The organism is Bradyrhizobium sp. GCM10028915 (assembly GCF_042666195.1).
GTDB classification, from domain to species: domain Bacteria; phylum Pseudomonadota; class Alphaproteobacteria; order Rhizobiales; family Xanthobacteraceae; genus Bradyrhizobium; species Bradyrhizobium canariense_D.
On sequence record NZ_JBHTFN010000065.1, the window covers coordinates 302099 to 327791 of the forward strand.

Sequence of the window (25693 nt, forward strand, 5' to 3'; positions counted from 1 at the left end):
AAATGCCCTTCACGACTTCTTTGCGATCCGCGCCGCCTTGTCCGCGTCGTACCACCAAATGAACGGGAAGCCGGACTGACCGTATTTGGGTAATTCCGCCGGCCGGCCGAACCGATCCCAGCGCGCGGTGCGCACCTTCGTATAAGTCCACTGCGGTACGACGTAGTGATTCCACAGCAGCACGCGGTCGAGTGCCTTGGTTGCCGCGACGAGATCGTCGCGACCCTTGGCGTAGATCACCCGCTCGATCAGCTTGTCGACCGCCGGATTCTTGATGCCGGTGATGTTGCGTGAACCGGCGATGTCAGCCGTCTTCGAGGACCAGAATTCGCGCTGCTCGTTACCCGGCGACTGCGACTCGCCCCAGGAGTTAGTGACGATGTCGAAATCCCACTCGCGCGTCCTGTTCTCGTACTGAGTGGGATCCACCGTCCGCACGCTGACAGCAATGCCGAGCCGTTCCAGCGACGGCTTGTAGAACAGCGTGATCCGCTCGAAGCTTGGATCCGAGTTCAGCAATTCAAGGGAGAACTGGGCGCCGGTCTTGACGTCGATCAGCTTGCGCTCGCGCACCTCGTAGCCAGCTTCCTTGAACAGGCGCAGCGCCTCGCGCAGATTGTCGCGAACGGCTTCCGGACTGCCGCCGACCGGGTTCGTGTAGGCCGTGGTGAAGACTTCGGGCGGGACCTCGGCGCGGACTGTCTCGAGGATCTCGAGCTCCTTGCCCTGCGGCAACCCGGTCGCCATCAGCTCATCGATGCCGTCGAAATAACTGCTGATGCGCTTGTACTGGCCGTAGAAGATCTGCTTGTTCATCTCCTCAAAGTCGAACGCGTAATTGAGCGCGCGTCGCACGCGCGTATCCTTAAACTTGGCGCGGCGCAGGTTCGGCACGAAGGCCTGCATGACGCCCGAGCTGCGATTGGCGAACTCCTCGAGGATCACGCGTTTTTCGGTGACGGCCGGGAAATCGTAGGCTGTCGCCCAGTTCTTCGCGCTGTTCTCGGTGCGCCAATCGACCTGATCGGCCTTGAATGCCTCAATCGCCACGGTGGCGTCGCGGAAATACTCATAGCGCAGCTCGTCGAAATTATTGCGGCCCACATTGGCGGCGAGGTCGCGCCCCCAGTAATCCTTGACGCGCTCCAGCGCGATCGACCGCCCGGCAACGAATTCCTTGACCCGATAGGGGCCGGAACCTAGAGGCACTTCAAGCGTGGTGGCGGAGACATCGCGCTTGCGGCCCTGCGCATCCGTGCCCTCCCACCAATGCTTCGGCAGGACCGTGAGCTGCCCGACGATCTGCGGCAGTTCGCGGTTGCCCGGCGCGTCGAACACGAATTTTACCTCGCGCTCGCCGACCTTCTCGGCTTTCGTCACATGGCTGTAATAGGCCGAGTACTGCGGGTGGTGCTTCTTGAAGGAATCGAGCGAGAAGATCACGTCATCCGCGGTTACCGGCTTGCCGTCGTGCCATTTGGCTTGCGGCCGCAAGCGGTAAGTCACGAAGGAGAAATCATCCGGATGGCTGACGGCCTCGGCCAGCGCGCCGTACTCGGTCGAGACTTCGTCAAGCGAGGCCGTCGTGAGGGATTCGTAGATGAACGCCACGGCACCGGCGACTTGCCCCTTCACACCGGAGACGACGATGTTGAAATTGTCGAATGTGCCGACGGCGATCTGGCGCGCGACGCCGCCCTTGGGCGCTTCCGGATTGACGTAGTCGAAGCGCTTGAAATCCGCCGGGTATTTGATCTGTCCGAACAGCGACAGCGCGTGCCGCCAGGTGGGCTCGTTGGCGGATTGCGCGTGTGCCACGCCGACGCCGGAAAGGCCCCCTACGGAACCAAGGGCGGGGAGCGTTGCGGCAGCAGTGCCGGTGAGCAGGAGATCGCGTCGGGTAAGGGCCAAATCAACATTCCTGTCTTGAAGGAGGCTACTCCTTTAAGTTCCCAATATAGGCGAGGTTTCGACGGAATATGTTGCTTTTTCCTCATCTTGGAGGGCCAGCTGGCCGATCGCTGCGGCCAAACGCCCCGATAACAACGCCGCGAGGCCCGGATAAGCAAACGGCCAGGCTTTTCAGCCTGGCCGCGTACTAAGATCGAAGTCGATAGGCCTTACTTCGCCGCGGTCGGCAGCGGCTTCGGGCTGTCGGAGAGACTGTTCAGGTAAGCGATCACGTCGGCACGCTCGCTATCCTTCGGGATGCCAGCAAAGCCCATCGCGGTGCCCGGGACAGCTGCCTTGGGATTCGCGATGAACTTGTTGAGCGCATCGAAGTCCCAGGTGCCGCCCTTGGCCTTCATCGCGGCCGAGAAGTTGAAGCCGCCGCGGCCCTCGCCAACATGGTCGCCGACGACGCCATAGAGGTTCGGACCGACACGGTTCGGGCCGCCCTTCTCGAAGGTGTGGCAAGCGCCGCACTTCTTGGCAGCGGCGGCGCCCTTCTCGACCGAGGCGGTCTGGAGCAGCTTTTCGATCGGCTCGGCAGCCGCGGCAGCGCCGCCTTCCTTGCCATGGCCGGCGTCTTCCTTCACGGCGATCTCGAAGCCCGGCTTCTCCGGCATCTTGGGCGAGAACAGCGCACTGGCGGTGAAGCTCGTCACCAGCAGAAGGAGACAGGTGCCGAGCACGGCACCGAGAATCTTGTTCAGTTCGAAAGAGTCCATTTCCGGCCAGGCCCCACACCGCAAGAAGGATCGAGCGGCCCAGTGCGGCCGCCAGGACGAGCCTCGGGGAATCAACGTTCCTTACTGTTTCCCCGAGTTTTGCCATTGAGATATCGGTTTGCCCGGGGTCTGGCAACCCGTATAAGCGAGCGGGCTTCACCCCCGTCCCCACCCCATTTCCCGGCGCGGAAAACGCCCCGTTTCCAGGCCCTTGAACCGATGATCGATCCCCGCATCCTGGTGCTGATTCCGGCCCGCATGGCCGCCACCCGCCTGCCCGGCAAGCCGCTAGCCGATATCGCGGGGCAGCCGATGATCGTGCACGTGATGCGCCGTGCCGAAGCGGCCGGGATAGGCCGGGTCGCGGTCGCAACCGACACCGCGGAGATCGCATCCGTCGTGACCGCCCATGGTGGCGAGGCCGTGATGACCCGCCCGGAGCATCCGTCCGGCTCCGACCGAATCCACGAGGCCATGCAGAAGCTCGATCCGGACGGCAAAGCCGAGATCGTGGTCAATCTGCAGGGCGATTTCCCGACCATCACGATCGACAACATCCGCGAGGTGTTGCCGCCGCTGCAAGACCCCGCCGTGGATATCGCAACGCTGGCGTCGCAGATCCACACCGAGGAGGAGGACCTCGCGCCGAGCGTCGTGAAGGCGATCGGAACCTCGCTCGGCGGCAGACGCATGCGCGCACTTTATTTCACCCGCGCAACCGCGCCGACCGGCGACGGACCGCGCTACCACCATATCGGTCTCTATGCCTATCGCCGTGCCGCGCTGGAGCGCTACGTCCGGCTTCCGCCGTCGCCGCTGGAATTGCAGGAGAAGCTCGAGCAGCTCCGGGCGCTCGAGGCCGGAATGCGCATCGACTTCACCATTGTCGATACCGTGCCCCGCGGGGTCGACACGCCGGCGGACCTGGAAACCGCCCGCAGCATCCTTTCCAAATCCTGAGCCGCTGTTACAAGGCCGAGCATGAGCAAGCTGAAAATCGCATTCCAGGGCGAGCCTGGGGCCAATTCGCACATCGCCATCGTCGAGGCCTATCCCGACGCCGAGCCGATGCCCTGCGCCACCTTCGAGGACGCCTTGTCGGCGATCTCGTCGGGCGAAGCCGATCTCGGCATGATTCCGATCGAGAATTCGGTCGCAGGCCGCGTCGCCGACATCCATCATTTGCTGCCGGCCTCCGGCCTCTTCATCATCGGCGAATGGTTTCTGCCGGTCCGGCATCAGCTGATGGCGGTGAAGGGGACCAGGCTCGAGGACATCAAGAGCGTCGAGAGCCACGTGCACGCGCTCGGCCAATGCCGGCGCATCATTCGCAAGCTTGGCATCAAGCCAATCGTGCACGCCGACACCGCCGGCAGCGCCCGCGACATTTCCGAGCGTAACGACAAGTCCGTCGCCGCGATCGCCTCGCGCCTCGCCGCGCAGATCTACGGCCTCGACATCCTCGCGGAGGACATCGAGGACGAGGCCCACAACACCACGCGCTTCGTGGTGCTCGCGCGCGAACCGAAATGGGCCGCACAGGGCTCCGGTCCGTTGGTCACGACTTTTGTGTTCCGGGTGCGCAATTTGCCCGCCGCGCTCTACAAGGCGCTCGGTGGCTTTGCCACCAACGGCGTCAACATGACCAAGCTCGAGAGCTATATGGTCGACGGCAATTTCTTCGCCACGCAGTTTTATGCCGACGTCGACGGCCACCCCGAGGACAAGGGCCTCGCTTTCGCGATCGAGGAGCTGAAATTCTTCTCACGCGAATTCCGCATCGTTGGCGTGTATCCGGGGCACCCGTTCCGCGCGACGATGGAATAGATTCGTGTCCCGGACGCGCGGAGCGCGAGCCGGAGCACCAGAGCCTTATCCGACCGCCTTAAGCCCGAACGCCTCCGCCAGCAGCGAATATGATTTCTTTCGTGCCCCGTGATCGTACACGGCGGTAATCACCATCAACTCGTCCGGCTTGCTCGCATCGATCAACGGCTGCAGCGTCTTCTGCACGGTTGCCCGGCTGCCGACGAACAGACGGGAACGGTTGCGCCGCATCGAGGCGCGCTCCGAGTCGGTATAGGGATAGGCCAGCGCCTCTTCGACGCTCGGCAACGGAAGATACTGGCCGCGGTCCCGGCGCAGGCGGTTGAGGTCGAAAGACGCGGCGAGCTTTTCGGCTTCGTCATCCGTGTCGGCCGCAATGACGGCGACCGCGAGGATCGCGCGCGGGCTCGCACTCCAGGCCGAGGGCTGAAAACGATTGCGATAATGCACCATCGCATCGATCGCATCGTGGGACGCAAAATGATGGGCGAATGCGAACCCCATGCCGATTTGCGCGGCGAGCTCCGACGAATAATCGCTGGAGCCGAGCAGCCAGATCGGCGGCAACGGCGTATCGTCGGGCATCGCAACGACGTTGTGATAGGGATGGCCCGAGGGGAATTCCCGGGTCTGCCACAGGATCAATTCGTGCAGCCGCTCGAGGAAATCGTCGCCTTCGCGACGGTCGAGCCGGCTGCGCAGCGCATAGGCCGTGGCGCCGTCGGTGCCAGGGGCGCGGCCGAGGCCGAGATCGATGCGGCCCGGAAACAGCGCCTCCAGCATCTTGAAGCGCTCGGCCACGACCAGCGGCGCGTGATTGGGCAGCATCACGCCACCGGAGCCGACGCGGATGTGCTTGGTCACCGCCGCGATCTGCCCGATCATCACGTCGGGCGCCGGGCTCGCGACGGAGGCGAGGTTGTGATGCTCGGCGAGCCAATAGCGGACATAGCCGAGCCCATCGACATGGCGCGCCAGGTCGATGCTGTTGCGCAGCGCCGCGGCGGGCTTTGTGCCGGTGGTGACGACGGAGAGGTCGAGGACTGAGAGCGGGATCATGGCGCGCTAACGTAGTGGAGGGCAGCGCGGCGGCAATGGGAGGGCGCGCAGATCTGACGTGCAGGCCAGGGCCCGCGCGCTCCGGACCCGCGCCGCGGCGTTGGGACAATGATCAATCTGGCAACATGAGTTTCATATTGCCCACTAAATATATTGCGCCAGTTAATCCGCAAGTTCTCCCTACTTGGCTGATATATTTATCTTTTTATACCAAACCGAGCTTCCCACTTCGATTCTAAATCACCGAATATTTTATGCCAACACCGCCAAAGTGGGCCACTTCCCATTACCGATGGGCTGTCGGATGCGGCCGCTTTGGCTTATCTTGGCCTTTCGCAATCTAGACCTGACCGCCGGCCGCCAACGACCCGGCGCGCCCTTGGAGAGTGAGTGGTGCCCATGACTGACGCGACAATGCCTGCCCACACCGGCGGGCAAGACGGGTACCTGAAGCGGCCTGCGATTTCCTTCGAGTTCTTTCCGCCCAAGACCGAAGATATGGAGCGCAATCTCTGGGACACCATCAACCGGCTGGCCCCGCTCGACCCGAAATTCGTCTCGGTGACCTATGGCGCCGGCGGCTCGACCCGTGAGCGGACCCACGCGACCATCTCGCGCATCCTGAAAGAAACCGCGCTGCTGCCGGCCGCGCATCTGACCTGCGTCGGCGCCTCCCGCGGGGAGATCGACGAGATCGTCGACCGCTATCACGAGGTCGGCGTCCGCCACATCGTCGGCCTGCGCGGCGATCCCCCGGGCGGCATTGGCACGGCCTATTCTAGCCATCCCGATGGCTACCAGAGCTCCGCCGACCTCGTCGCCGGCATCAAGAAGCGGCACGGCGATATCGAGGTGTCGGTCTCGGCGTACCCTGAGAAGCATCCCGAGGCGCGCGACTTCGACGATGACATCGACACGCTGCAGGCCAAGGTCGATGCAGGTGCGACCCGCGCGATCACGCAGGTGTTCTTCGATAACGACCTCTATTTCCGCTATCTCGACCGCGTGCGCGCGCGCGGGATCAACATCCCGATCGTGCCGGGCATCATGCCCATGCATAATTTCAAGCAGGCTCGCAATTTCGTCACCCGCGCCGGCACCTCCGTGCCGGACTGGTTCGCCGCGAAATTCGAGGGGCTCGACGAAGACGCCGAGACCCGCAAGCTGGTGGCGGCGACCGTCGCGGCCGGCCAGGTGCAGAAGCTGGCGAAGCACGGCGTCGACACCTTCCATTTCTACACCATGAACCGCGCCGATCTCGTGTTCGCGATCAGCCATTTGCTCGGCATCCGCGCCAAGAGCGCGCAGAAGGCGGCTTAAGACAGCATGACCGTATCCACCTCTCCCAAGCGAACCACCCTGCTCAACGCCGCGCGCGAGCGCATTCTCGTGCTCGACGGCGCCATGGGCACGATGATCCAGAATCTCCAGTTCGACGAGGCCGCCTTCCGCGGCGAGCGATTCAAGAACTTCCATCGCGATTTGCGCGGCAACAACGACCTCTTGATCCTGACCCAACCGCAGGCGATCGAGGACATCCACGCCGCTTACTTGCGCGCCGGCGCCGACATCGTCGCGACCAACACCTTCTCCACGACCTCGATTGCCCAGGCCGATTACGATCTCGCCGACATCGTCTACGAGATGGCGCGAGAAGGCGCCCGCCTCGCCGGCAACGCCGCACGCCGCGTCGAGGCCGAGGACGGCAAGCCGCGCTTCGTCGCCGGCGCCATCGGACCGACCAACCGCACCGCCTCGATCTCGCCCGACGTGTCCAATCCCGGCTACCGCGCCGTCACGTTCGACGACCTGCGCAAATCCTATGGCGAGCAGATCAACGGCATGCTCGACGGCGGCGTCGATCTGCTGCTGGTCGAGACCATCTTCGACACGCTGAACGCCAAGGCGGCGCTGTACGCGATCGCCGAGATCACGGAAGAACGTGGCATCGACATGCCCGTGATGGTGTCGGGCACCATCACCGACAAGTCCGGCCGCCTGCTGTCCGGCCAGTTGCCGGAAGCGTTCTGGCATTCGGTCCAGCACGCCAAGCCCGTCACCATCGGCTTCAACTGCGCGCTCGGCGCGGAAGATCTGCGCGCGCATATCGCCGATATCGGCCGCGTCGCCGACACGCTTGTTTGCGCCTATCCCAATGCCGGCCTGCCCAACGAGTTCGGCCAGTATGAGGAGACCCCGGAATACATGGCCCGCCTGGTCGGCGAGTTCGCGCGCGATGGCCTCGTCAACATCGTCGGCGGTTGCTGCGGCACCACGCCGGACCATATCGCGGCGATTGCGGCTGCGGTCGCGCCGCACAAGCCGCGCATCGTGCCGGAGATCGAACCTCGCTTGCGGCTCTCCGGCCTCGAGCCGTTCATCCTGACCGACGCCATTCCCTTCGTGAACGTCGGCGAGCGCACCAACGTCACCGGCTCCGCCCGCTTCCGCAAGCTGGTCACCGCCGGCGACTACACCGCCGCGCTGCAGGTCGCGCGCGACCAGGTCGAGAACGGCGCGCAGATCATCGACGTCAACATGGACGAGGGTCTTCTGGACTCGGAAGCCGCGATGGTGACCTTCCTCAACCTTGTCGCCGCCGAGCCCGACATTGCCCGCGTCCCCGTAATGGTCGACAGCTCGAAATTCTCCGTGATCGAGGCCGGCCTGAAATGCGTGCAGGGCAAGCCGGTCGTCAACTCGATCTCGATGAAGGAAGGCGAGGACAAATTCATTCACGAGGCCAAGATCGCCCGCCGTCACGGCGCGGCCGTCGTGGTGATGGCGTTCGACGAGGTCGGCCAGGCCGACACGTTCGCCCGCAAGACCGAGATCTGCAAGCGCGCCTACGACATCCTGGTGAACCGCGTCGGCTTCCCGCCGGACGACATCATCTTCGATCCCAATATTTTCGCGATCGCAACCGGCATCGAGGAGCACAACAATTACGGCGTCGACTTCATCGAGGCGACGCGCTGGATCCGCAAGAATCTGCCGGGCGCGCACATTTCTGGTGGTGTGTCCAATTTGTCGTTCTCGTTCCGCGGCAACGAGCCGGTGCGCGAGGCCATGCACTCGGTGTTCCTGTATCACGCCATCAAGGCCGGCATGGACATGGGCATCGTCAATGCCGGGCAGATGATCGTCTATGACGATATCGATCCCGAATTGCGCCAGGTGTGCGAGGACGTCATCCTCAACCGCGACCCCGGTGCGTCCGAGCGTCTGCTGGCGCTTGCGGAAAGATTCCGCGGCAACAAGACTCAGACCAAGGAAGCCGATCTCGCCTGGCGCGAATGGCCGGTGGCGAAGCGGCTGTCACATTCGCTGGTGCACGGCATCACCGAATTCATCGAGCAGGATACCGAAGAGGCCCGCAAGGCCTCGACGCGGCCACTCGACGTGATCGAGGGACCGCTGATGGCCGGCATGAACGTGGTCGGCGATCTCTTCGGCGACGGCAAGATGTTCCTGCCGCAGGTGGTGAAGTCGGCCCGCGTGATGAAGCAGGCTGTCGCCTGGCTGATGCCGTTCATGGAGGAGGAGAAGGCACGCAATCTCGCCAACGGCATCGGCACGGAAGGCTCCTCGTCCGCCGGCAAGATCGTGCTCGCGACCGTCAAGGGCGACGTCCACGACATCGGCAAGAACATCGTCGGCATCGTGCTCCAGTGCAACAATTACGAGGTCATCGACCTCGGCGTGATGGTGCCCGCGGCCAAGATCGTCGAGACGGTGAAGGCGGAGAAGGCCGACATCGTCGGGCTGTCCGGCCTGATCACACCCTCGCTCGACGAGATGGCGTTCTTCGCCGCAGAGTTGCAGCGCGAAGGCCTCAAGCTGCCGCTCTTGATCGGTGGCGCCACCACGAGCCGCGTGCATACGGCGGTGAAGATCGACCCGAGCTATCGCGCAGGCCCCGTGGTGCATGTCAACGACGCCAGCCGCGCCGTCGGTGTTGCGTCGGCGCTGCTGTCGCCCGAGAGGCGCGAGGCCTATGCCGCCGAAGTCCGCGCCGAATACGCAAAGATCTCGGACGCCCATATGCGCGCCCAGGCCGACAAGAAGCGGCTGAAGCTGGCGACCGCCCGTGCCAACCGCGTGCCGGTCGACTTCACCGCGAACAAGCCGGTGAAGCCGACCTTCCTCGGCACCCGAAACTTTGACGACTACGATCTCGCCGAGCTGGTGCCCTATATCGACTGGACGCCGTTCTTCCAGACCTGGGAGCTCGCCGGGCGCTTCCCTGCCATCCTCGACGACGCCAAGGTCGGCGAAGTCGCGCGCTCGCTCTACGACGACGCGCGCAAGATGCTCGACCTGATCGTCAAGGAGAAATGGTTCCGCGCGCGCGCCACCGTCGGCTTCTGGCCGGCCAATGCGCAGGGCGACGACATCGTGCTCTATGCCGACGAGAGCCGGACCAGGACGATCGCGACGCTGCACACGCTGCGCCAGCAGCTCGAGAAGCGCGAGGGCCGTTTCAACGCGGCGCTGTCCGACTTCGTCGCGCCCGCCAACACCGGCGTGCCCGATTATGTCGGCGGCTTCGTCGTCACCGCCGGCATCGGCGAGGATGTGGTCGCCGACCGGTTCAAGATGGCCAATGACGACTACTCGTCGATCCTGTGCAAGGCGCTGGCCGACCGCCTGGCCGAAGCCTTCGCCGAGCGCATGCATGCCCGCGTCCGCCGCGAGTTCTGGGCCTATGCGCCGGACGAGGCGCTCTCGACCGACGAGTTGATCCTCGAAAAGTATCAGGGCATCCGTCCCGCCCCCGGCTATCCCGCGCAACCCGATCACACCGAGAAGGCCACGCTGTTCGAGCTGCTCGATGCCGAGAACACCGCCGGCGTGAAGCTGACCGAGAGCTATGCGATGTGGCCGGGCTCCTCCGTGTCGGGGCTCTATCTCGCCAATCCAGAGAGCTATTATTTCGGAGTCGGCAAGATCGAGCGCGATCAGGTCGAGGATTATGCTGCGCGCAAGGGCATGAGCGTCGCCGAGACCGAGCGCTGGCTCGCGCCGATTCTGAACTACATCCCGACGCGAGAGGGTGCGAGCGACAAGGCGGCGTTCACGGCAACGCCGGCGAACGACGAGACGTCGAAGGAGCTTGCGTCGCATCCGCCGGGCTGCACCTGCGCGGTGCACCTGGTCTGGCAGAAGAAGCGCGCGGGCGCGGGTTAGGCGCCCTCCAAACAGAAAACGAGAAATCAACCCCATGCACAGTAGGCATGGGGTTGAAAAAGCTCGATAATTTTTGCGGTGTCACCGAATAATTTTTCGATATTACCGAAATTGCTTGCGGCGTCGGGCAAAACACCTGTAACATTCCATCATCGCCGACCGTGCCCGTTTGATACTCCCTCGCCAGTCACCATCACGGCGCGTGCCACACGTTCGCTGTCGTCCTGGCGAAAGCCATCCATACCGGATGATCCATTGCTGGCCATCGCAGGCAATACCGAACGACCAATCTTCGCCAAATGACCCGCTGGGGCAATGGGTCCTGGCTTTCGCCAGGACGACATTGGTGAAGCTATGCCTGGCATGTGCTGGGGCAACGCACAGCATCGAACGCTAAGCGCGTTCGCCGCGACCAATGGCGGTCGCCGCCGAAGCGCAGGGGAATCGGATGCTGAACGCCCAACAATTGATGTGGACACAGATTGCCGCCGGCATCGCCGTGATGCTGTTTGGATTGACGCTGTTCAATCTGATCCGCATGCGGGGCCGGATGGTGGCGGCGCGGAGCTGGGACAAGGTGGAGGGCATCATCACGGTCTCCCAAGTCGACCAGCCGACGGCGCATTCCTCGGACGATCGGAACGACGCCAAGCCCATCATCCGCTATCGCTATCAGGCCGGCGGCCAGGAGCTGGAAGGCGACAAGATCTTTGTCGGCGGCACCGTCATCACGACGAGGGTCCTGGCCGCAAAACTGACCGGACGCTATCCGGTCGGCGCCCATGTCGAGGTCCATGTCGATCCGAAGCAACCGACAGAGGCGCTGCTGGAGCCTGCCGCCGCGCAGAACGTCGCGGCCCTGGTGGCGTTCACAATGGTGTTCGGCGTCATCGCCGCCACCCTGACCGCGCATTCGTTCGCGGGCCACGTGCTCTACGCCGACAAGGGCGTCCCGCTGTTCGCGTTCGCGGTGCCGATCATCGTGCTCGTGGGCGGGGTGTTCCTCGCCGCCGATTATGTCCGGACGCGCCGGCGGGCGAGCGCCAGCCTGCGCTGGCCGACCGCGTCGGGCAGGGTCACCCATTGCGACGTGATCGAGGAAATCATCGAAGAGAAGACCGAGCACGACAATCGACCGACGACTTCAAAGCTCGTCCACCGCTATCAGGTCGACCTGCGCTACGCCTACAGGGTTGGCAAGCGCGACTTCATCGGCACCGAAGTCGATTGGAACGGCACCATGATCTCCGGCCTGCGCGAGGTCGCCGAAGAGGCCGCGGCGAAATATCGGCCTGGGAAGAGCGTCCAAGTCTATTACGATCCGGACCAGCCCGGACAAGCCGTGCTGGAGCCTGCAAGCCGGGGAGGCGCGCTGGGGCCGCTGATCGGTGCCGCGGTCTGCGCGGTCGTCGGCGGCCTGTTCCTGACGATCCTGATCAAGGTCGGGTTCGCGTAGCGGCGATCACCCTTTCGGCGGTGACAGCGGTTGCACGATCTCCTTGAATGGCGCCAGCGCCTCGCAAGCGTGGGCGTGCGCCGACAGCGCCGGATAGAGCGACGGCTCGAACAGAAGCGGATGGGCCTCGCGGGTGAAGCGGACGACGCAGGCGACCACAATATCGGCGTGGCCGATGCGGTCACCCAGCCAGTACGGCGTGGTCACCTTGGCGCGCTCGGCCTCCAGCGCTTTCAGCACGTCCGCGATCTGCGCCTGGCAGCGCTCGACCCATAGCGTAAGCTGCTCCTTCCGCAGCACGCGTTCGTAGAGCAGGCTCACGGCCTTGTCGCCGAGGCCGGACGCGAGCGCGCAGATGCGCAAGTGATGCCGGCGCTCGGCGCCGGAGCGCGGCAGCATCGCCTTCTCCGGCCCGGCGAGCTCGTCGAGATAATCGAGGATGAACGTGCTCTCGATCAGCGCCTCGCCGTCGTCGAGCACCAGCGTCGGCACGCGGCGCAGCGGATTATAGGGCGCGATCTTGTCGGCGTCGCCGAAGGTCGACCACGGCCTGTGCTCGAAGGCGAGGCCGTAAAGCCGCAGCGCAATCGCGACGCGGCGGACGAAGGGGGAATCATATTGGCCGATCAGGAACATGGTTTTGCGCTCTTCTCTGGCTTTTGGACGAGGCAGGGCCGATCAGTTTCCACGGCAAGGCCGCAGTGGCGCAAGCAAAATCATGGAAGTGGAGCATTGCGTTGGATGCAACGGCGCCGCGACAGCGGCTGCCGGATGCGTTATCAAGGACGGCATCATGACAGCAACAATGGACATCAATCGGGAGCGGATCGCGGCGACCGAGGCCGTCATCCGTCCGCACATACGGCGCACGCCGCTGGTTGAGGCCGATCTCGCCGATTTTGGCCTGCTGGCATCGCCCGTCATTTTCAAGCTTGAGATGCTGCAGCATTCCGGATCGTTCAAGGCGCGGGGTGCCTTCGCCAACCTGCTGTTGCGGCAGGTGCCGGAAGCCGGTGTCGTCGCCGCATCGGGCGGCAATCACGGCGCGGCAGTGGCTTATGCTGCGCAGCGGCTCGGCGTTCCCGCCACGATCTTCGTGCCCGACATCACCTCGCCGGCCAAGGCCGAGCGGATCAGAGGCTATGGCGCGAAACTCGTGATTGCGGGCAGCCGCTATGCCGACGCGCTCGCCGCCAGCGAAGCCCATGTCGCGCAGACCGGCGCCATGGCGGTGCATGCTTACGACCAGGTCGAGACCCTGCTCGGTCAGGGCAGCGTCGGCATGGAGCTGGAGCAAGATGCAGCGGGCATCGACACGGTGCTGGTGGCAGTCGGCGGCGGCGGCCTGATCGGTGGCATGGCGGCCTGGAGTGCCGGCAGGACGCGCATCGTCGCGGTCGAGCCGGAGCAATCGCCAACGCTTCACGCCGCCTTCGCGGCGGGCGCGCCGATCGATGCGCCGGCGGGCGGCATCGCCGCCGATAGTCTCGCCCCGCGCCGCGTCGGACAATTGATGTTTCCGATTGCGCGGGCCCATGTCGAGCGAGTCGTCCTGGTCGCCGACGACGCGATCAGGCAGGCGCAGGCGGCCTTGTGGTCGAGCCTGCGCCTGGTGGCCGAGCCCGGCGGCGCAGCCGCATTTGCCGCCTTGCTCTCCGGCCGCTATCGTCCCTCACCCGGCGAGCGGGTCGCGGTGCTGGTTTGTGGCGCCAACACGACGGCAGTCAACTTCAACAGCTAGCGAGCTTCGCATGATCGGGAGCGCGTAGCCCGAATGAAAGGCGACGACGGCGCCACGCTCCGTCATTGCGAGCGCAGCGAAGCAATCCAGTATCTCTCGGCGGAAACAGACTGGATTGCTTCGTCGCAAGGGCTCCTCGCAATGACGGGAAGGAGGCAGCTCGGCACTATCCGATGATCGGCACATGCCTCGCCGCCGTCGGGGGCAGCGTACCATCGAGCCGCGGGTCGTCGGCGACCTCGATCTGGCGGCGGAACGGGCGGAAGCCGGAGCGCTGATAGAACGCAACGGCCGACGGATGATCGAAGGTGCAGGTGTGCACCCAGACGCGGGACAGATCGCGTGACCATGCGATTTCAAGTGCATGGTTCATCGTGAAGCGGGCGGCACCACTGCCGATCAGTTTTGCGGTGACGCCGAAATACACCAGCTCGCACTGGCCGGCCTCGCGAAAGTCGAGCTCCAGCAGGCCTTCATCGTTGCCGTCCACGACAAGCGTATAGACCTCGACGCCCGGTGCATGGATGATTGCGGCGAGCTCGGCGTCGTTCATGCGCGCCCGCGAAAACCACAGCCACTCCTCGCCGACGCGGCGATGGAGGTCGCGATACCAATGAAGCGCGGGGGTATCGACCTTGCGCAGGGTCCGGGCGCCGGGGGGATCGTCACGCAGCGCCGGACGCGCGGTCATCTCAAGATGAGTGACGACGGCTGCGATCTTGCCGGCGGGGATGTCGGAATAGCCGTCGGGGAGGATCATGGGATGCATCCCTTTGAAGCTGAACGCCGGCCACACATTCGGGGTCGTCCCGGCCTTCGCCAGGACGACGGCGGAGTTTGTGGAGACGCCTCATTCATCTCGGCGTCAGCGTGATCGCCTCCGCCGTCGCAGCCTCGACCGCGGCGCGGCTGTAGAGCAGCGGCACATACTGGCCGGTCGCCCAGAGCGGCGCGAGGTCGCGATAATGGCCGCTGAAGGGATCGCCCGACTGGCCCGGTGTGTTGATGGTGCGGCTCGCATCCCAATTGCCGACGTCGAGCACCATGCGGAACGATGCGCCGGCGAACAGCTGATAATCGGTGCGGCGATAGGTGGCCGCGCGCGGCACGTTGGCGGCGCCGCCGTAGGCCAGCGGACCGACCGAGAGCTGAGCGGCCGTCGCCTTGTCGGCCAGCGGCATCAGAGCATGGTCGAATTTTGCGACGTGCAGGCGGCCCCAGCGCCAGGTTGAGGAATCGGCCCCGAGCTTGGCTGTGACATCGGCCACCGCGGCGCCGAGGCTGTCGCGCAGGATCTGGTCGCGCGCGGCGGCGGGATCGGAGCCAAACGACGCGTCTGGAGATTCCAAGAAGGCAACAAGCGCCGAAATGCTCGACGCCTCGGGCGCGATCAGGTCGGCGGCCTTGGGCGCCGTGGTCTTCAACAGTACCGGTCCAAGATGATTGGCGATCCAGACCTCGAACACCGCAGCAGCGGCACTGTCGGCGGCATCACGGGCATTCCACGGCTTGAGCAGTTCGAGGCCCTTCTTCACGTTGGCATCGTCCGAAGTGAGCGGCTGCAACAGCTTGACCAGCCGCCGGCCCAGCATCGTGGTGTCGTCGTTCTGCAGATCCATGGCATCGGCCAGCGTCACCTTGCTGTTGGCCTTCAGGACCTCGGTGATACGCTGCCAGCGCGCACTGTCCGCCCATTCGAAGCCGACCTTGCGCTCGCTGACGGGATAATCCGCCGGCAGGTTCATCTGGTTGGCGGTGGCGAGAAAGCCCTGCTTGGGCTGATAGGCCTTGGGCAGTTCGTCGAGCGAGAGAAAACCCTGCCATTCGTAGCGGCCGTCGCCGGGCACCGGCATCAGGCCATCATAGTTGGCGCGCCGCGGCGTCTTGCCGGCGGCGACCCAGCCGATATTGCCCTTGGTGTCCGCATAGACCTGATTCTCCGACGGCGCGCCCCAGCGCCGCATTGCGCCGAGGAATCCGTTCCAGTCCTTCGCGGTCATGTAGTCGGAGGAGCCGAAATAGGCCGAGGTGCCGGGCTCGAACCAGATCGAGCGCACGGCGAAGGCGCGCTTGTTGGGGTCATCGACATAGATCACCGGACCATGCCGGGTGAATTTCAGCTCGAGATCGCGATCGCTCTCGCCTTTCACCTGCTCTTTCTCGTGGACGATGCGCATGTCCTCCCAGCCAGTGCCATAGCGGTACTGGTTGGGATTCTCCGGATTGAGCTCGTAGACGTAGAGGTCTTCCTGGTCGACGTTGAAGATGGTGAGACCGAAGGCGATGGTGCCGTTGTGGCCGATTGAGATGCCGGGCAGCGCCGGCTCGCCCGCACCGATCACGGAGAGGCCGGGCGCATTGAGGCCGACGATGTAGCGCAGCGACGGCACGCTGTGCTCGCGATGCGGATCGTTGGCGAAGATCGGCCGTCCCGTCGCGGTCCGCGACGCCGCGATCACCCAATTGTTGGAGCCGATGGTGTCGCGTTGCTGGTCGGCCTCGGTGAGGTACTTGTCGGGATCGTGCGCGAGTGCGGCCTGGCGATCTTTCGGCGCGGCAAAGGCGACCGGACGCGTTGCCAGATCGTAAGGCGCCAGCACCGCCTTCGGCACGCTGCAGGGATCGAGACCATCGGGAATCTTCGTCGTCCAGGCCGGCTCGAGCTTGACGCGAAACCGATCGGCATCGAGGCCGGCCGCACAGGCGACCAACGAGCGCTTGACCTCGGAGGCGACATTGCGCGTCAGGCCGTGGCTGCGGATGCGGACGATGTCGTCCGCCGTCCACGGATCCGGCCTGGTACCGGCGATCCTGAATTCGATCGGCAGCGGGCGCTTGCCCGCGCGCACATCGGCGACATAGGCGTTGACCCCGGCGACGAATGCCTCCGCATAGGTCCTCCCCTTGGGGCCGTAAGCCGCCCATTCCGCATTCATATCGCCGCGATAGAGAAAGAGCCGCAGCGCCTTGTCCTGTTCGGCATAGGCCGGGCCGAAATCCTTAGCCAGCAGACCAAGTCCGCGCTTGCGCCAGAGATCGATCTGCCAGAGCCGGTCGCGCGCGGCGTTGAAGCCCTGCAGGAAAAACAGGTCGTGCTCATTGTCTGCATAGATGTGGGGGATGCCCCAGACATCGACCAGAATCTGCGCGGGAGCATTGAGACCGGCGACGTCGGTCTTGACCTGACGCGCGCTTCCGAGCGGATCCGGCTTCTCACGCGCAATGGCGGTCGAGGTGAGCAGCGCGGCGCAGATCGCGGCACCGCAGAGCTTTTGGACGACCCGGTTGTGATCCGTGTTCATTGTCGTTTCTCCCGTTTGTTGTTGTTTGGCGCGTCGTGCGCGTCCGTTATTCGCCCTCGTCGCTCGCGAGCACGCCCTTCACCGCCCTTGTCCATCCCGCGAGCTTCCGCTCGCGCGTCGCCTGGCTCATGTTGGGCTTGAAGCGGTGCTCGAGGCGCCAGTTGTCGGCGAATTTGGTCGGCTCGGGATAGACGCCAGCCTGGAGGCCGGCAAGATAGGCGGCGCCCAGTGCCGTCGTCTCCTGGATCACGGGGCGATCGACCGGCGCATCGAGCAGGTCGGCGAGGCGCTGCATGGTCCAGTCGGATGCGGTCATGCCGCCATCGACGCGGAGCACGACGCTTGCCACCTCCGAGCTCGGCCAGTCGGCGCGCATTGCGGCCCAGAGATCAAAGGTCTGGTAGCAGACGCTTTCCAGGGCGGCGTGGGCAAGCTCGGCCGGGCCGGTGTTGCGGGTGAGGCCGAACAGGGCGCCGCGCACGCGCGGATTCCAGTACGGCGCGCCCATGCCGACGAAGGCCGGGACGAGATAGACGCTCTGCATGGAGTCCGACTGATCGGCAAGAGGTCCGGTCTCGGCGGCATGCTTGATGATGCCGAGGCCGTCGCGCAGCCACTGCACTGCCGAACCTGCGACGAAGATCGAGCCTTCGAGCGCGTAGGTGCGCTTTCCGCCGAGCTGGTAGGCGATGGTGGTGAGCAGCTTGTTCTTCGAGGCCACCGGCGTGGTGCCGGTGTTGAGCAGGGCGAAGCAGCCGGTGCCGTAGGTCGACTTCATCATCCCCGGGCGGAAGCAGGCCTGGCCGATGGTCGCGGCCTGCTGGTCGCCGGCGATGCCGGAGATCGCAATCGCGCCGCCGAACAAATCCGGCGTGCTCTCGCCGAAACGGGCGGAGGAATCCTTCACCTCGGGCAGCATCGAGCGCGGCACGCCGATGATCTCCAAGAGCTCGTCGTCCCACTGGCCGGTGTGGATGTTGAACAGCAGCGTGCGCGAGGCGTTGGTGGCGTCGGTGGCGTGGACCTTGCCGCCGGTGAGACGCCAAAGCAGATAGCAATCGACGGTGCCGAACATCAATTCGCCGCGCGCGGCGCGCGCCCGTGCGCCGGGGACGTGGTCGAGAATCCAGGCGACCTTGGTGCCGGAGAAATAGGGGTCGATGATCAGGCCGGTCTTCTGCGAGATCACGGGCTCGCGGCCGTCGGCTTTCAACTTGGCGCAGATGTCGGCGGTGCGGCGGTCCTGCCAGACGATGGCGCGGTGCACGGCCTGCCCGGTGGCGCGGTCCCACACCACGGTGGTCTCGCGCTGGTTGGTGATGCCGATCGCGGCGATGTCCTTTGCGCCGATGCCGGCCTGCGCGATCGCGTCGCGGCAGACCGTCACGGTCGAGGTCCAGATGTCCTCGGGCTCGTGCTCGACCCAACCCGAGGCAGGGAAATGCTGCGGAAACTCGGCCTGCGCCTTCGCCGCAATGGAAATGTCGCCGCGAAACACGATCGCGCGCGAGGAGGTGGTGCCCTGGTCGATGGCGAGGACGAAAGACATGGAAGCAAACCTTGGGGTTTCTTTGGCGTTTTCCCGGCGTTGTCCGGTGAGGGCTATTGTGTTTCGCCAAAGGGAGCGGATTAGGGCGGGAAGGTCAAGACGGCTGTCCTCCCACCCTCCCCTGGAGGGCAGGGTGGGCTCGCATGCAGCGAAGCGGAACGCGAACCGGGGCGGGGTGACAGACTATCCGCGAAGTTGGCGCTTCGAATTCTGAGCAGCAGCCGTCTCGTCGACGCAAGCGATACCGCCTTTGCGGCTTCACCCCCCTCCGCCTCGCGTTGCGCTCTGGGCAACACGAAGCGACCCTCCCCCTCTAGCGGAGGATAAGTGAAGCGCGCCCGGCGTACAATTGCAAGTAAGCAGAAGTTACGGCGCCGCCGTGGTCACGCCGCCGTCGATGACGATCGTTTGTCCCGTCATGAAGCTCGACGCGTCGGAGGCGAGGTAGGCCACTGCGCCTGCGATTTCGTCGGGTTCGCCGATGCGGCGAAGCGGGGTGGTGGCGGTGCGGCGCTTCAGATTCGCTTCATCTTCCCACAGCGCGCGAGCGAAGTCGGTCTTGACGAGGCCGGGCGCGATGCAGTTGACGCGGACGCCTTTCGGGCCCCATTCGCCGGCGAGCGAACGGCATAGCGCGAAGTCGGCGGCCTTTGAAATGCCGTAGGCGCCGATCACGGTCGAACCGCGCAAGCCGCCGATCGAGGAGATGATGACGACTGAGCCGTTGCCGCGGTCGGCCATCTGCGGGATCGCAAGCGCGGAGAGCCAGATGTTGCTCTTGACGTTCGAGCCCATGATCTTGTCGAAGGCCTCGTCGGTGATGTCGAGCAGCGGGCCGTAATACGGGTTGACCGCGGCGTTGCAGACGAGGATGTCGATCTTGCCGTAATGCTTGATCGTGCCCGCGATCAGCGCCTCGACCTCCTGCTTGCGCGCGATGTTGCAGGGGATGACGGTGGCCTCGCCGCCGGCCGCCTTGATGCCGTCGGCGACTGCCTTGCAGGCATCGGCCTTGCGCGAGGAGACCACGACTTTGGCGCCGAGCTTTGCGAGCAGCTCGGCGGAGGAGCGGCCGATGCCACGGCTGGAGCCGGTGACCACGGCGACCTTGCCGGTGAGATCGAACGGGGTGTTTTTCATTGTTGTTGGGCTCCGTTGAGGCCACTTGTTCAGACGACATCGCCCGGCTTGACCGGGCGATCCAGTATTCCAGAGACGGCGAGACTCGAACCAAGGGGCCGCGGCGTACTGGATCCCCGCTTTCGCGGGGGATGACAGCTACCGTCCTTAGATCAACCCGCCACCGTCCGCCACGCGGCGCTGGTGGTAGTCGGTGTCGCCGAACGAGTTCTCGATCATGGTCAGGCGCTTGAAGTAATGGCCGATCTTCGCCTCCATGGTCATGCCGATGCCGCCGTGGAGCTGGATCGCCTGCTGTCCCACGAACTTCAGCGACTTGCCGATCTGCACCTTGGCCGCGGCAACGGCATTGCTGCGCTCCTTGGCGTCCTCGAAATCAGCAGCCATGGTCGCGAACATCGACATCGATCGCGCCTGCTCGGTCGCGACGAACATGTCGGAGGCGCGGTGCTGCAGCGACTGGAACGAGCCGATCGGCACCCCGAACTGCTTGCGCGTCTTGATGTACTCGACCGTGGTCTTGAGCGATTCGTCCATCAGGCCGACCGCTTCGGCGCAGAGCGCGATGCGAGCTTCGTCGACCACACGCTCGATCAGCGCGAGCGAGTCGTCGGGATTGCCGAGCGCCGCATCGGCACCGATTTCGACGCCGGTGAAGGTGATGTCGGCGGCGTGCAGGCCGTCCTGGGTCGGGTACGACTTCTTGGCGACGCCCTTGGCGTCGGCCGGCACCAGGAACACGCCGATGCCGCTCTTGTCGCGGCGCTCGCCCCTGGTGCGCGCGGTGACGATGAGGGTATCTGCGTTCTCGCCGTTGAGCACGACGAACTTCTCGCCGTCGATGACCCAACCGTCGCCCTTCTTCTTCGCCGTCGTGGTGACGTCGAAGAGATCGTAGCGCGAGTTCTTCTCGAGCTGGGCAAAGGCGAGCGTCTTGCTGCCGTCTACGATGCCGGGCACATGCGCGGCCTTCTGCGCATCGCTGCCCGCATGGCGCAGGAAGCCGCCGCCGATCACGACGGTTGCGAGGTAAGGCTCGAGCACCAGTGCCTTGCCGAGCGCCTCCATCACGATCATGGTCTCGACGCCGCCGCCGCCGAAGCCGCCATCGGCCTCCGCGAAGGGCAGACCGAGCAGGCCCTGCTCGGCGAGCTTGCCCCAGACCGCTTTGCTCCAGCCGCCCTTCTCCTTCATGTACTTCTTGCGGCTCTCGAAATCGTAGGAATCGGTCAAGAGGCCGTCGATGCTTTCCTTGAGAAGCCGCTGCTCCTCGTTCAGATCAAAATCCATGTTCTTTGCTCTCCGGTATCGATTTCGTCATGCCCGGCCTTATGCCGGGCATCCACGTTCTTTCGTGGCGCTAGGCGTGGATGGCCGGGTCAGGCCCGGCCATGACGGTGAGTGCGTGTTGATGGTGTACGATCACAGCCCCAGCACCGCCTTGGCGATGATGTTGCGCTGGATCTCGTTGGAGCCGCCGTAGATCGAGACCTTGCGGTTGTTGAAATAGCTCGGCGCGATCTGGGCGGTCCAGTCCATGGCTTCGTTCGAGCCGTCGTCGCCGTGCACGTCATAGGGTGCCGCGAACGGGCCGATCACCTCCATCAGCAGCTCGGTGGTGGTCTGCTGGATCTCGGAGCCCTTGATCTTCAGCACGGAGGAAGCCGGATTGGGCTTGCCCTTGCCGTGCTTGCCTTCGTCGGCGACGACGCGGAGCTGGGTGAGTTCGAGCGCCTTGAGCTCGATCTCGCAGGCCGCGAGCTTGTCGCGGAAGGCCGCGTCCTGAATGATCGGCTTGCCGCCGGATTCGACCTTGGAGGCGAGATCGCGGATGCGGCGGAGCCGCTCCTTGGAGACGCCGACCCGCGCGATGCCGGTGCGCTCATTGCCGAGCAGGAATTTCGCGTAATCCCAGCCCTTGTTCTCCTCGCCGATCAGGTTCTCGATGGGCACTTCGACGTCGTCGAAGAACACCTCGTTGACCTCGGCGCCGCCGTCGATGGTCTGGATCGGGCGCACCGTGACGCCCTTCGACTTCATCGAGAACACGATGAAGGAGATGCCCATCTGCTTCTTGGCGGACGGGTCGGTGCGGCAGAGGCAGAAGATCATGTCGGCGTGCTGGGCGAGCGTGGTCCAGGTCTTCTGGCCGTTGATGATCCACTTGTCGCCCTTGCGCTCGGCCTTCGTCTTCAGCGAGGCGAGGTCGGAGCCGGAGCCGGGCTCGGAGAAGCCCTGGCACCACCAGTCGTCGACATTGGCGATGCGCGGCAGATACTGCTTCTTCTGCTCTTCATTGCCGAAGGTGTAGATGACGGGACCCACCATGCTGACGCCGAAGGCGAGCGGCTGCGGCGCCGGATAGGACTGCAGCTCCTCGTTGAAGATATAGTGCTGCACGGAGGTCCAGCCGGTGCCGCCATATTGCTTGGGCCAGTGGCTGACGCCCCAGCCCTTCTTGTTGAGGATGCGCCACCACGTCACCATCTCGTCCTTCGAGAGGTGGCGGCCCTCGACCAGCTTGCGCCGCGTATCCGGCGGCACGTTGTCGCGGAAGAATGACCGCACTTCCTCGCGAAACGCCTGCTCTTCTTTCGTGAATGCGAGATCCATCGGATCCTCCTGTGAATGTGTCGTCCCGGCGAAGGCCGGGACCCATAACCACCGGCCTTCGTTGGTTTGCGAAGGCCATTGTTGTTCGCGTGCCACACTCCTGCTGCGGAGTATGGGTCCCGGCTTTCGCCGGGACGACGGTTACTGGACGACGGCTACTGCAACACCTCGAAAAGCCCCGCCGCGCCCATGCCGCCGCCGACGCACATGGTGACGACCGCGTACTTCGCCTTGCGGCGGCGGCCTTCAATCAGAGCGTGGCCGGTGAGGCGCGCGCCCGACATGCCGTAGGGATGGCCCACCGCGATCGCGCCGCCGTCGACATTGATCTTGTCGGGGTCGATGCCGAGCTTGTCGCGGCAATACAGCACCTGCACCGCGAAAGCTTCGTTCAGCTCCCACAGGCCGATGTCGTCGACGGTCAGGCCATGACGCTTGAGCAGGCGCGGCACGGCGAATACCGGGCCGATGCCCATCTCGTCCGGCTCGCAGCCGGCGGAGACGAAGCCGCGGAAGATGCCGAGCGGGTTCAGCCCGCGCTTTGCCGCTTCCTTGTCGCTCATGATCACGCTCGCGCTGGCGCCGTCCGAAAGCTGGCTGGCATTGCCGGCGGTGACCGAAAATCCCTCGCCACGGACGGCCTTGAGGCCGGCGAGGCCTTCTGCGGTGGTCTCGGGGCGCGGGCCCTCGTCCTGCGACAGCGTGACGTCCTTGAACGAGACTGCACCGGTGGCCTTGTCGGTCACCGCCATCCTGGTGGTGATCGGCGCGAGCTCATCCTTGAACTTTCCGCCCTGCTGCGCCGCGGCGGTGCGGCGCTGGCTCTCCAGCGAATATTCGTCCTGCTTTTCGCGCGAGATGCCGTAGCGCTTGGCGACGATCTCGGCGGTGTCGATCATGGGCATGTAGACCTCGCCCTTGATCTCGAGCAGCGCCGGGTCCTGCGCGTGGAAGCCGTTCATCTTGTCGTTCTGCACCAGCGAGATGGACTCGCCGCCACCGCCGACCGCGATCTCGACACCGTCGAAGATCACCGAACGCGCGGCGAGCGCGATCGCCTGCAGGCCCGAGGCGCATTGCCGGTCGATAGTGGTGCCGGCGACGGTGACGGGGAGACCGGCACGGAGCAGCGCCTTGCGCGCGATGTTGCCGCCGGTCGCGCCCTGCTGGAGTGCTGCGCCCATCACGACGTCCTCGACCTCCTTGGGGTCGATCTTGGCGCGCGCGACGGCCTCGCCGATGGCGTGGCCGAGCAGCGTTGCGCCCTCGGTGGCGTTGAGCGCGCCGCGATAGGCCTTCCCGATCGGGGTGCGGGCGATGGAAACGATGACGGCGTCGGTCAAGCGCGATCTCCTGATGCAAGTCGGGTGGCAAGTTGGGCGGATTGTGACGGTTTCTGCCGCTGGCGCAATTCGTGGCGCGACAGCTTTCCGACCGGCGTGCGCGGCAGATCGTGGACGAATTCGACCTCCGCCGGCAATTCGTGCTTGCCGAGCTTGCCGGCGAGCTGAGCGCGCAGCTCGTCGAGCGAGAACGGCTTTGCGTCCGTCTTCAGCTTGATGAAGGCTTTGGCGGCCTCGCCGCGGTACTGGTCGGGAATACCGAGCACGATCACCTCGTGCACGCCTGGTATGGTATAGATCGCCTGCTCGATCATCTGCGGATAGACGTTGAAGCCGCCGGAGATGATCATGTCCTTCTTGCGGTCGACCAGGAAGAAATAGCCGTCGGTATCGACATAGCCGATGTCGCCGGTGAGGAAGCGGCCGTCGACGAAGGCCTCCGCGGATCCTTCGGGCTTATTCCAGTAGCCTTTGGTGACGTTCGGGCCCTTGATGCGAATCTCGCCGACTTCGCCCGGCGGCAGCACCTTCGTGGGATCGTCCAGGGAAACGACGTCGAGCTCGATGCCGGGCAGCATCAGGCCGATCGAGCCGGGCTTATCGGGACCTGTAGGCGGATGGCCGGTGCCGGGCGAGCAGGTCTCGGTCATGCCCCAGCCGCTGCGGAGCTTCTTGCCGACTTTGCGCTCGAAGAAACTCGCGATCTCCACCGGCAGCGGCGCTCCCCCGGAGCCGATCGTCGCCAGCGAGGAGAAATCGCGCTTGTCGAGATCGGGAAGGGCTGCGATCGCGATCCACATCGTCGGCACGCCGGGAAAGTAGGTTGCGCGCTTGATTTCGATGTCGCGCATCACCGCTTCGACGTCAAAACGCTGATGCAGCGAGATCAGATTGCCGCGCCTGAGCGAGGACAGCAGCACGACGGTGAGCGCATAGATGTGGAACAGCGGCAGCACGCAGATCACGCGCTCGACGACGTCGCCACGCGTCGCGCGCGACGGCTTGCCCCAGACGTCGTAGATCGACACGGCCGAGGTGAGATTGCCGTGGGTCAGCATCGCGCCTTTGGGCAAGCCGGTGGTGCCACCGGTATATTGCAGCAGCGCGATGTCGTCGGCGCTCACTTGCGGCCACTCTGCCGGCGCGGTGGCGCCCTCGACAAAGGCCTTGAAGGTGACGATGCGGGGATCGCTGGGGATCGCAGCCTGCGGCGTGCCGACCTTACCCCAACTATCGTCCTCGCAGACCACCAGGCGGTCGATCAGGCCCTTCTCCAGGAATTTCAGCGCGGTCGGCAGCAACGCCGCCAGGTTAGAGGTGACGAGCAGGCGCGAACCGGAATCGGAGACCTTGTGCGTCAGCGCGATCTCGCCGTCGAGCGGTGAGAGATGCGCGACGCGGGCGCCGGCCTTCAGCGCGCCGAAGAAATTGACGGGATGGTCCGGCGTATTGCCGAGGAACAGCGCGACCGAACTGTTCTTGCCGTAGCCGGCGCGCAGGAAGGCGGCGGCTGCGCGCTCAGCCATCGCGGCGAGTTCGCTGTAGGTAATCGGATGGTCGCGGAATTCCAGCGCGGTGCGCGGGCCGTACTCGGCGGCGGCTTTTGCCAGCAGATCAGGCAGCGTGCCCTGGACGATGGTGTCGTCCCAGCGCACGCCCTCGGGATAAAACTGTTCGCCGGGATGGGTCATTAGGGGTCGTTACTCTGCAAGGCGGCCGCGACGATGCCGTGTGAGGTGGGCACAAGCGGACCGGCTCCCTTCCCCCTTGTGGGGAAAGGTTGGGGAAGGAGGTGGCCACA

The 25693-nt window shown here is 64.8% G+C and carries 18 protein-coding genes; 6 read left to right on the forward strand and 12 right to left on the reverse strand.

Going from position 1 to position 25693, the window contains the following annotated elements:
- Window positions 1-9: 9 nt before the first annotated feature.
- Together ACFQX9_RS31205 and ACFQX9_RS31210 are read right to left on the reverse strand one after the other, a co-directional pair.
- On the reverse strand, window positions 10-1911 hold the full coding sequence (locus ACFQX9_RS31205; RefSeq protein WP_377791455.1) for an extracellular solute-binding protein: 1902 nt from the start codon (window positions 1909-1911) through the stop codon (window positions 10-12).
- 209 nt (window positions 1912-2120) lie between these two features.
- Window positions 2121-2672 carry a c-type cytochrome gene (locus tag ACFQX9_RS31210; protein WP_377791456.1) on the reverse strand — a complete coding sequence of 184 codons (552 nt, stop codon included), beginning with the start codon at window positions 2670-2672 and terminating at the stop codon, window positions 2121-2123.
- Between the two features lie 219 nt (window positions 2673-2891).
- Between ACFQX9_RS31210 and ACFQX9_RS31215 the strand changes: the two genes are divergently transcribed.
- Window positions 2892-3632, forward strand: coding sequence for a 3-deoxy-manno-octulosonate cytidylyltransferase (locus ACFQX9_RS31215; protein ID WP_018454699.1), 741 nt, complete (start codon window positions 2892-2894; stop codon window positions 3630-3632).
- Window positions 3633-3653: 21 nt separating this feature from the next.
- Window positions 3654-4499: a prephenate dehydratase gene (locus ACFQX9_RS31220; protein ID WP_085351723.1), complete on the forward strand. Its 846-nt coding sequence runs from the start codon at window positions 3654-3656 to the stop codon at window positions 4497-4499.
- A gap of 45 nt (window positions 4500-4544) precedes the next feature.
- Here ACFQX9_RS31220 and ACFQX9_RS31225 read toward each other — a convergent pair whose 3' ends face one another.
- Complete coding sequence (locus tag ACFQX9_RS31225; protein ID WP_085351722.1) at window positions 4545-5558, reverse strand: LLM class flavin-dependent oxidoreductase; 1014 nt, start codon at window positions 5556-5558, stop codon at window positions 4545-4547.
- Between the two features lie 399 nt (window positions 5559-5957).
- Here ACFQX9_RS31225 and metF point away from each other — a divergent pair, with 399 nt between their 5' ends.
- The 3 genes from metF (at window position 5958) to ACFQX9_RS31240 (ending at window position 12204) form a co-directional block, all read left to right on the forward strand.
- A complete protein-coding gene (metF, locus tag ACFQX9_RS31230; protein ID WP_204513271.1) occupies window positions 5958-6878 on the forward strand; it encodes a methylenetetrahydrofolate reductase [NAD(P)H] in 921 nt (306 codons plus the stop codon).
- A gap of 6 nt (window positions 6879-6884) precedes the next feature.
- Complete coding sequence (metH, locus tag ACFQX9_RS31235; protein WP_377791457.1) at window positions 6885-10748, forward strand: methionine synthase; 3864 nt, start codon at window positions 6885-6887, stop codon at window positions 10746-10748.
- A gap of 448 nt (window positions 10749-11196) precedes the next feature.
- Window positions 11197-12204, forward strand: a complete 1008-nt coding sequence (locus tag ACFQX9_RS31240) for a DUF3592 domain-containing protein (RefSeq protein WP_377791458.1) — start codon at window positions 11197-11199, stop codon at window positions 12202-12204.
- A gap of 6 nt (window positions 12205-12210) precedes the next feature.
- Here ACFQX9_RS31240 and ACFQX9_RS31245 read toward each other — a convergent pair whose 3' ends face one another.
- Window positions 12211-12840: a glutathione S-transferase family protein gene (locus ACFQX9_RS31245; protein WP_377791459.1), complete on the reverse strand. Its 630-nt coding sequence runs from the start codon at window positions 12838-12840 to the stop codon at window positions 12211-12213.
- A 157-nt stretch (window positions 12841-12997) separates the two neighbouring features.
- On the opposite strand from ACFQX9_RS31245, the gene ACFQX9_RS31250 reads away from it, so the two are divergent.
- Complete coding sequence (locus tag ACFQX9_RS31250) at window positions 12998-13945, forward strand: threonine/serine dehydratase (protein WP_166517687.1); 948 nt, start codon at window positions 12998-13000, stop codon at window positions 13943-13945.
- A gap of 166 nt (window positions 13946-14111) precedes the next feature.
- On the opposite strand, the gene ACFQX9_RS31255 is transcribed toward ACFQX9_RS31250, so the two are convergent.
- From ACFQX9_RS31255 to pimA, 8 genes are all read right to left on the reverse strand, one after another.
- Window positions 14112-14705 (reverse strand): GNAT family N-acetyltransferase, encoded by a 594-nt coding sequence (locus ACFQX9_RS31255; RefSeq protein ID WP_377791461.1) that lies wholly within the window; start codon window positions 14703-14705, stop codon window positions 14112-14114.
- Between the two features lie 94 nt (window positions 14706-14799).
- Window positions 14800-17247, reverse strand: coding sequence for a penicillin acylase family protein (locus tag ACFQX9_RS31260; protein WP_377791462.1), 2448 nt, complete (start codon window positions 17245-17247; stop codon window positions 14800-14802).
- A gap of 46 nt (window positions 17248-17293) precedes the next feature.
- Window positions 17294-18796, reverse strand: a complete 1503-nt coding sequence (glpK, locus tag ACFQX9_RS31265; protein ID WP_377791463.1) for a glycerol kinase GlpK — start codon at window positions 18794-18796, stop codon at window positions 17294-17296.
- Window positions 18797-19162: 366 nt separating this feature from the next.
- Window positions 19163-19936, reverse strand: coding sequence for an SDR family NAD(P)-dependent oxidoreductase (locus ACFQX9_RS31270; protein ID WP_085351716.1), 774 nt, complete (start codon window positions 19934-19936; stop codon window positions 19163-19165).
- Between the two features lie 147 nt (window positions 19937-20083).
- On the reverse strand, window positions 20084-21226 hold the full coding sequence (pimD, locus tag ACFQX9_RS31275; protein ID WP_085351715.1) for a pimeloyl-CoA dehydrogenase small subunit: 1143 nt from the start codon (window positions 21224-21226) through the stop codon (window positions 20084-20086).
- Between the two features lie 132 nt (window positions 21227-21358).
- Complete coding sequence (gene pimC, locus ACFQX9_RS31280; RefSeq protein WP_018454712.1) at window positions 21359-22549, reverse strand: pimeloyl-CoA dehydrogenase large subunit; 1191 nt, start codon at window positions 22547-22549, stop codon at window positions 21359-21361.
- Window positions 22550-22704: 155 nt separating this feature from the next.
- Window positions 22705-23892, reverse strand: coding sequence for an acetyl-CoA C-acyltransferase (locus tag ACFQX9_RS31285; protein WP_377791464.1), 1188 nt, complete (start codon window positions 23890-23892; stop codon window positions 22705-22707).
- Window positions 23889-25583, reverse strand: coding sequence for a dicarboxylate--CoA ligase PimA (pimA, locus tag ACFQX9_RS31290; protein WP_377791465.1), 1695 nt, complete (start codon window positions 25581-25583; stop codon window positions 23889-23891). Before pimA ends, ACFQX9_RS31285 begins: the two co-directional genes overlap by 4 nt.
- Between the last annotated feature and the right edge of the window lie 110 nt (window positions 25584-25693).

Excerpts from the sequence above, each read along its gene's own strand:
- ACFQX9_RS31210 (WP_377791456.1), bottom strand. The coding sequence starts at position 2,672 with ATGGACTCTTTCGAACTGAACAAGATTCTCGGTGCCGTGCTCGGCACC.
- ACFQX9_RS31215 (WP_018454699.1), top strand. The coding sequence starts at position 2,892 with ATGATCGATCCCCGCATCCTGGTGCTGATTCCGGCCCGCATGGCCGCC.
- ACFQX9_RS31220 (WP_085351723.1), top strand. The coding sequence starts at position 3,654 with ATGAGCAAGCTGAAAATCGCATTCCAGGGCGAGCCTGGGGCCAATTCG.
- ACFQX9_RS31225 (WP_085351722.1), bottom strand. The coding sequence starts at position 5,558 with ATGATCCCGCTCTCAGTCCTCGACCTCTCCGTCGTCACCACCGGCACA.
- metF (WP_204513271.1), top strand. The coding sequence starts at position 5,958 with ATGACTGACGCGACAATGCCTGCCCACACCGGCGGGCAAGACGGGTAC.
- metH (WP_377791457.1), top strand. The coding sequence starts at position 6,885 with ATGACCGTATCCACCTCTCCCAAGCGAACCACCCTGCTCAACGCCGCG.
- ACFQX9_RS31240 (WP_377791458.1), top strand. The coding sequence starts at position 11,197 with ATGCTGAACGCCCAACAATTGATGTGGACACAGATTGCCGCCGGCATC.
- ACFQX9_RS31245 (WP_377791459.1), bottom strand. The coding sequence starts at position 12,840 with ATGTTCCTGATCGGCCAATATGATTCCCCCTTCGTCCGCCGCGTCGCG.
- ACFQX9_RS31250 (WP_166517687.1), top strand. The coding sequence starts at position 12,998 with ATGACAGCAACAATGGACATCAATCGGGAGCGGATCGCGGCGACCGAG.
- ACFQX9_RS31255 (WP_377791461.1), bottom strand. The coding sequence starts at position 14,705 with ATGATCCTCCCCGACGGCTATTCCGACATCCCCGCCGGCAAGATCGCA.
- ACFQX9_RS31260 (WP_377791462.1), bottom strand. The coding sequence starts at position 17,247 with ATGAACACGGATCACAACCGGGTCGTCCAAAAGCTCTGCGGTGCCGCG.
- glpK (WP_377791463.1), bottom strand. The coding sequence starts at position 18,796 with ATGTCTTTCGTCCTCGCCATCGACCAGGGCACCACCTCCTCGCGCGCG.
- ACFQX9_RS31270 (WP_085351716.1), bottom strand. The coding sequence starts at position 19,936 with ATGAAAAACACCCCGTTCGATCTCACCGGCAAGGTCGCCGTGGTCACC.
- pimD (WP_085351715.1), bottom strand. The coding sequence starts at position 21,226 with ATGGATTTTGATCTGAACGAGGAGCAGCGGCTTCTCAAGGAAAGCATC.
- pimC (WP_018454712.1), bottom strand. The coding sequence starts at position 22,549 with ATGGATCTCGCATTCACGAAAGAAGAGCAGGCGTTTCGCGAGGAAGTG.
- pimA (WP_377791465.1), bottom strand. The coding sequence starts at position 25,583 with ATGACCCATCCCGGCGAACAGTTTTATCCCGAGGGCGTGCGCTGGGAC.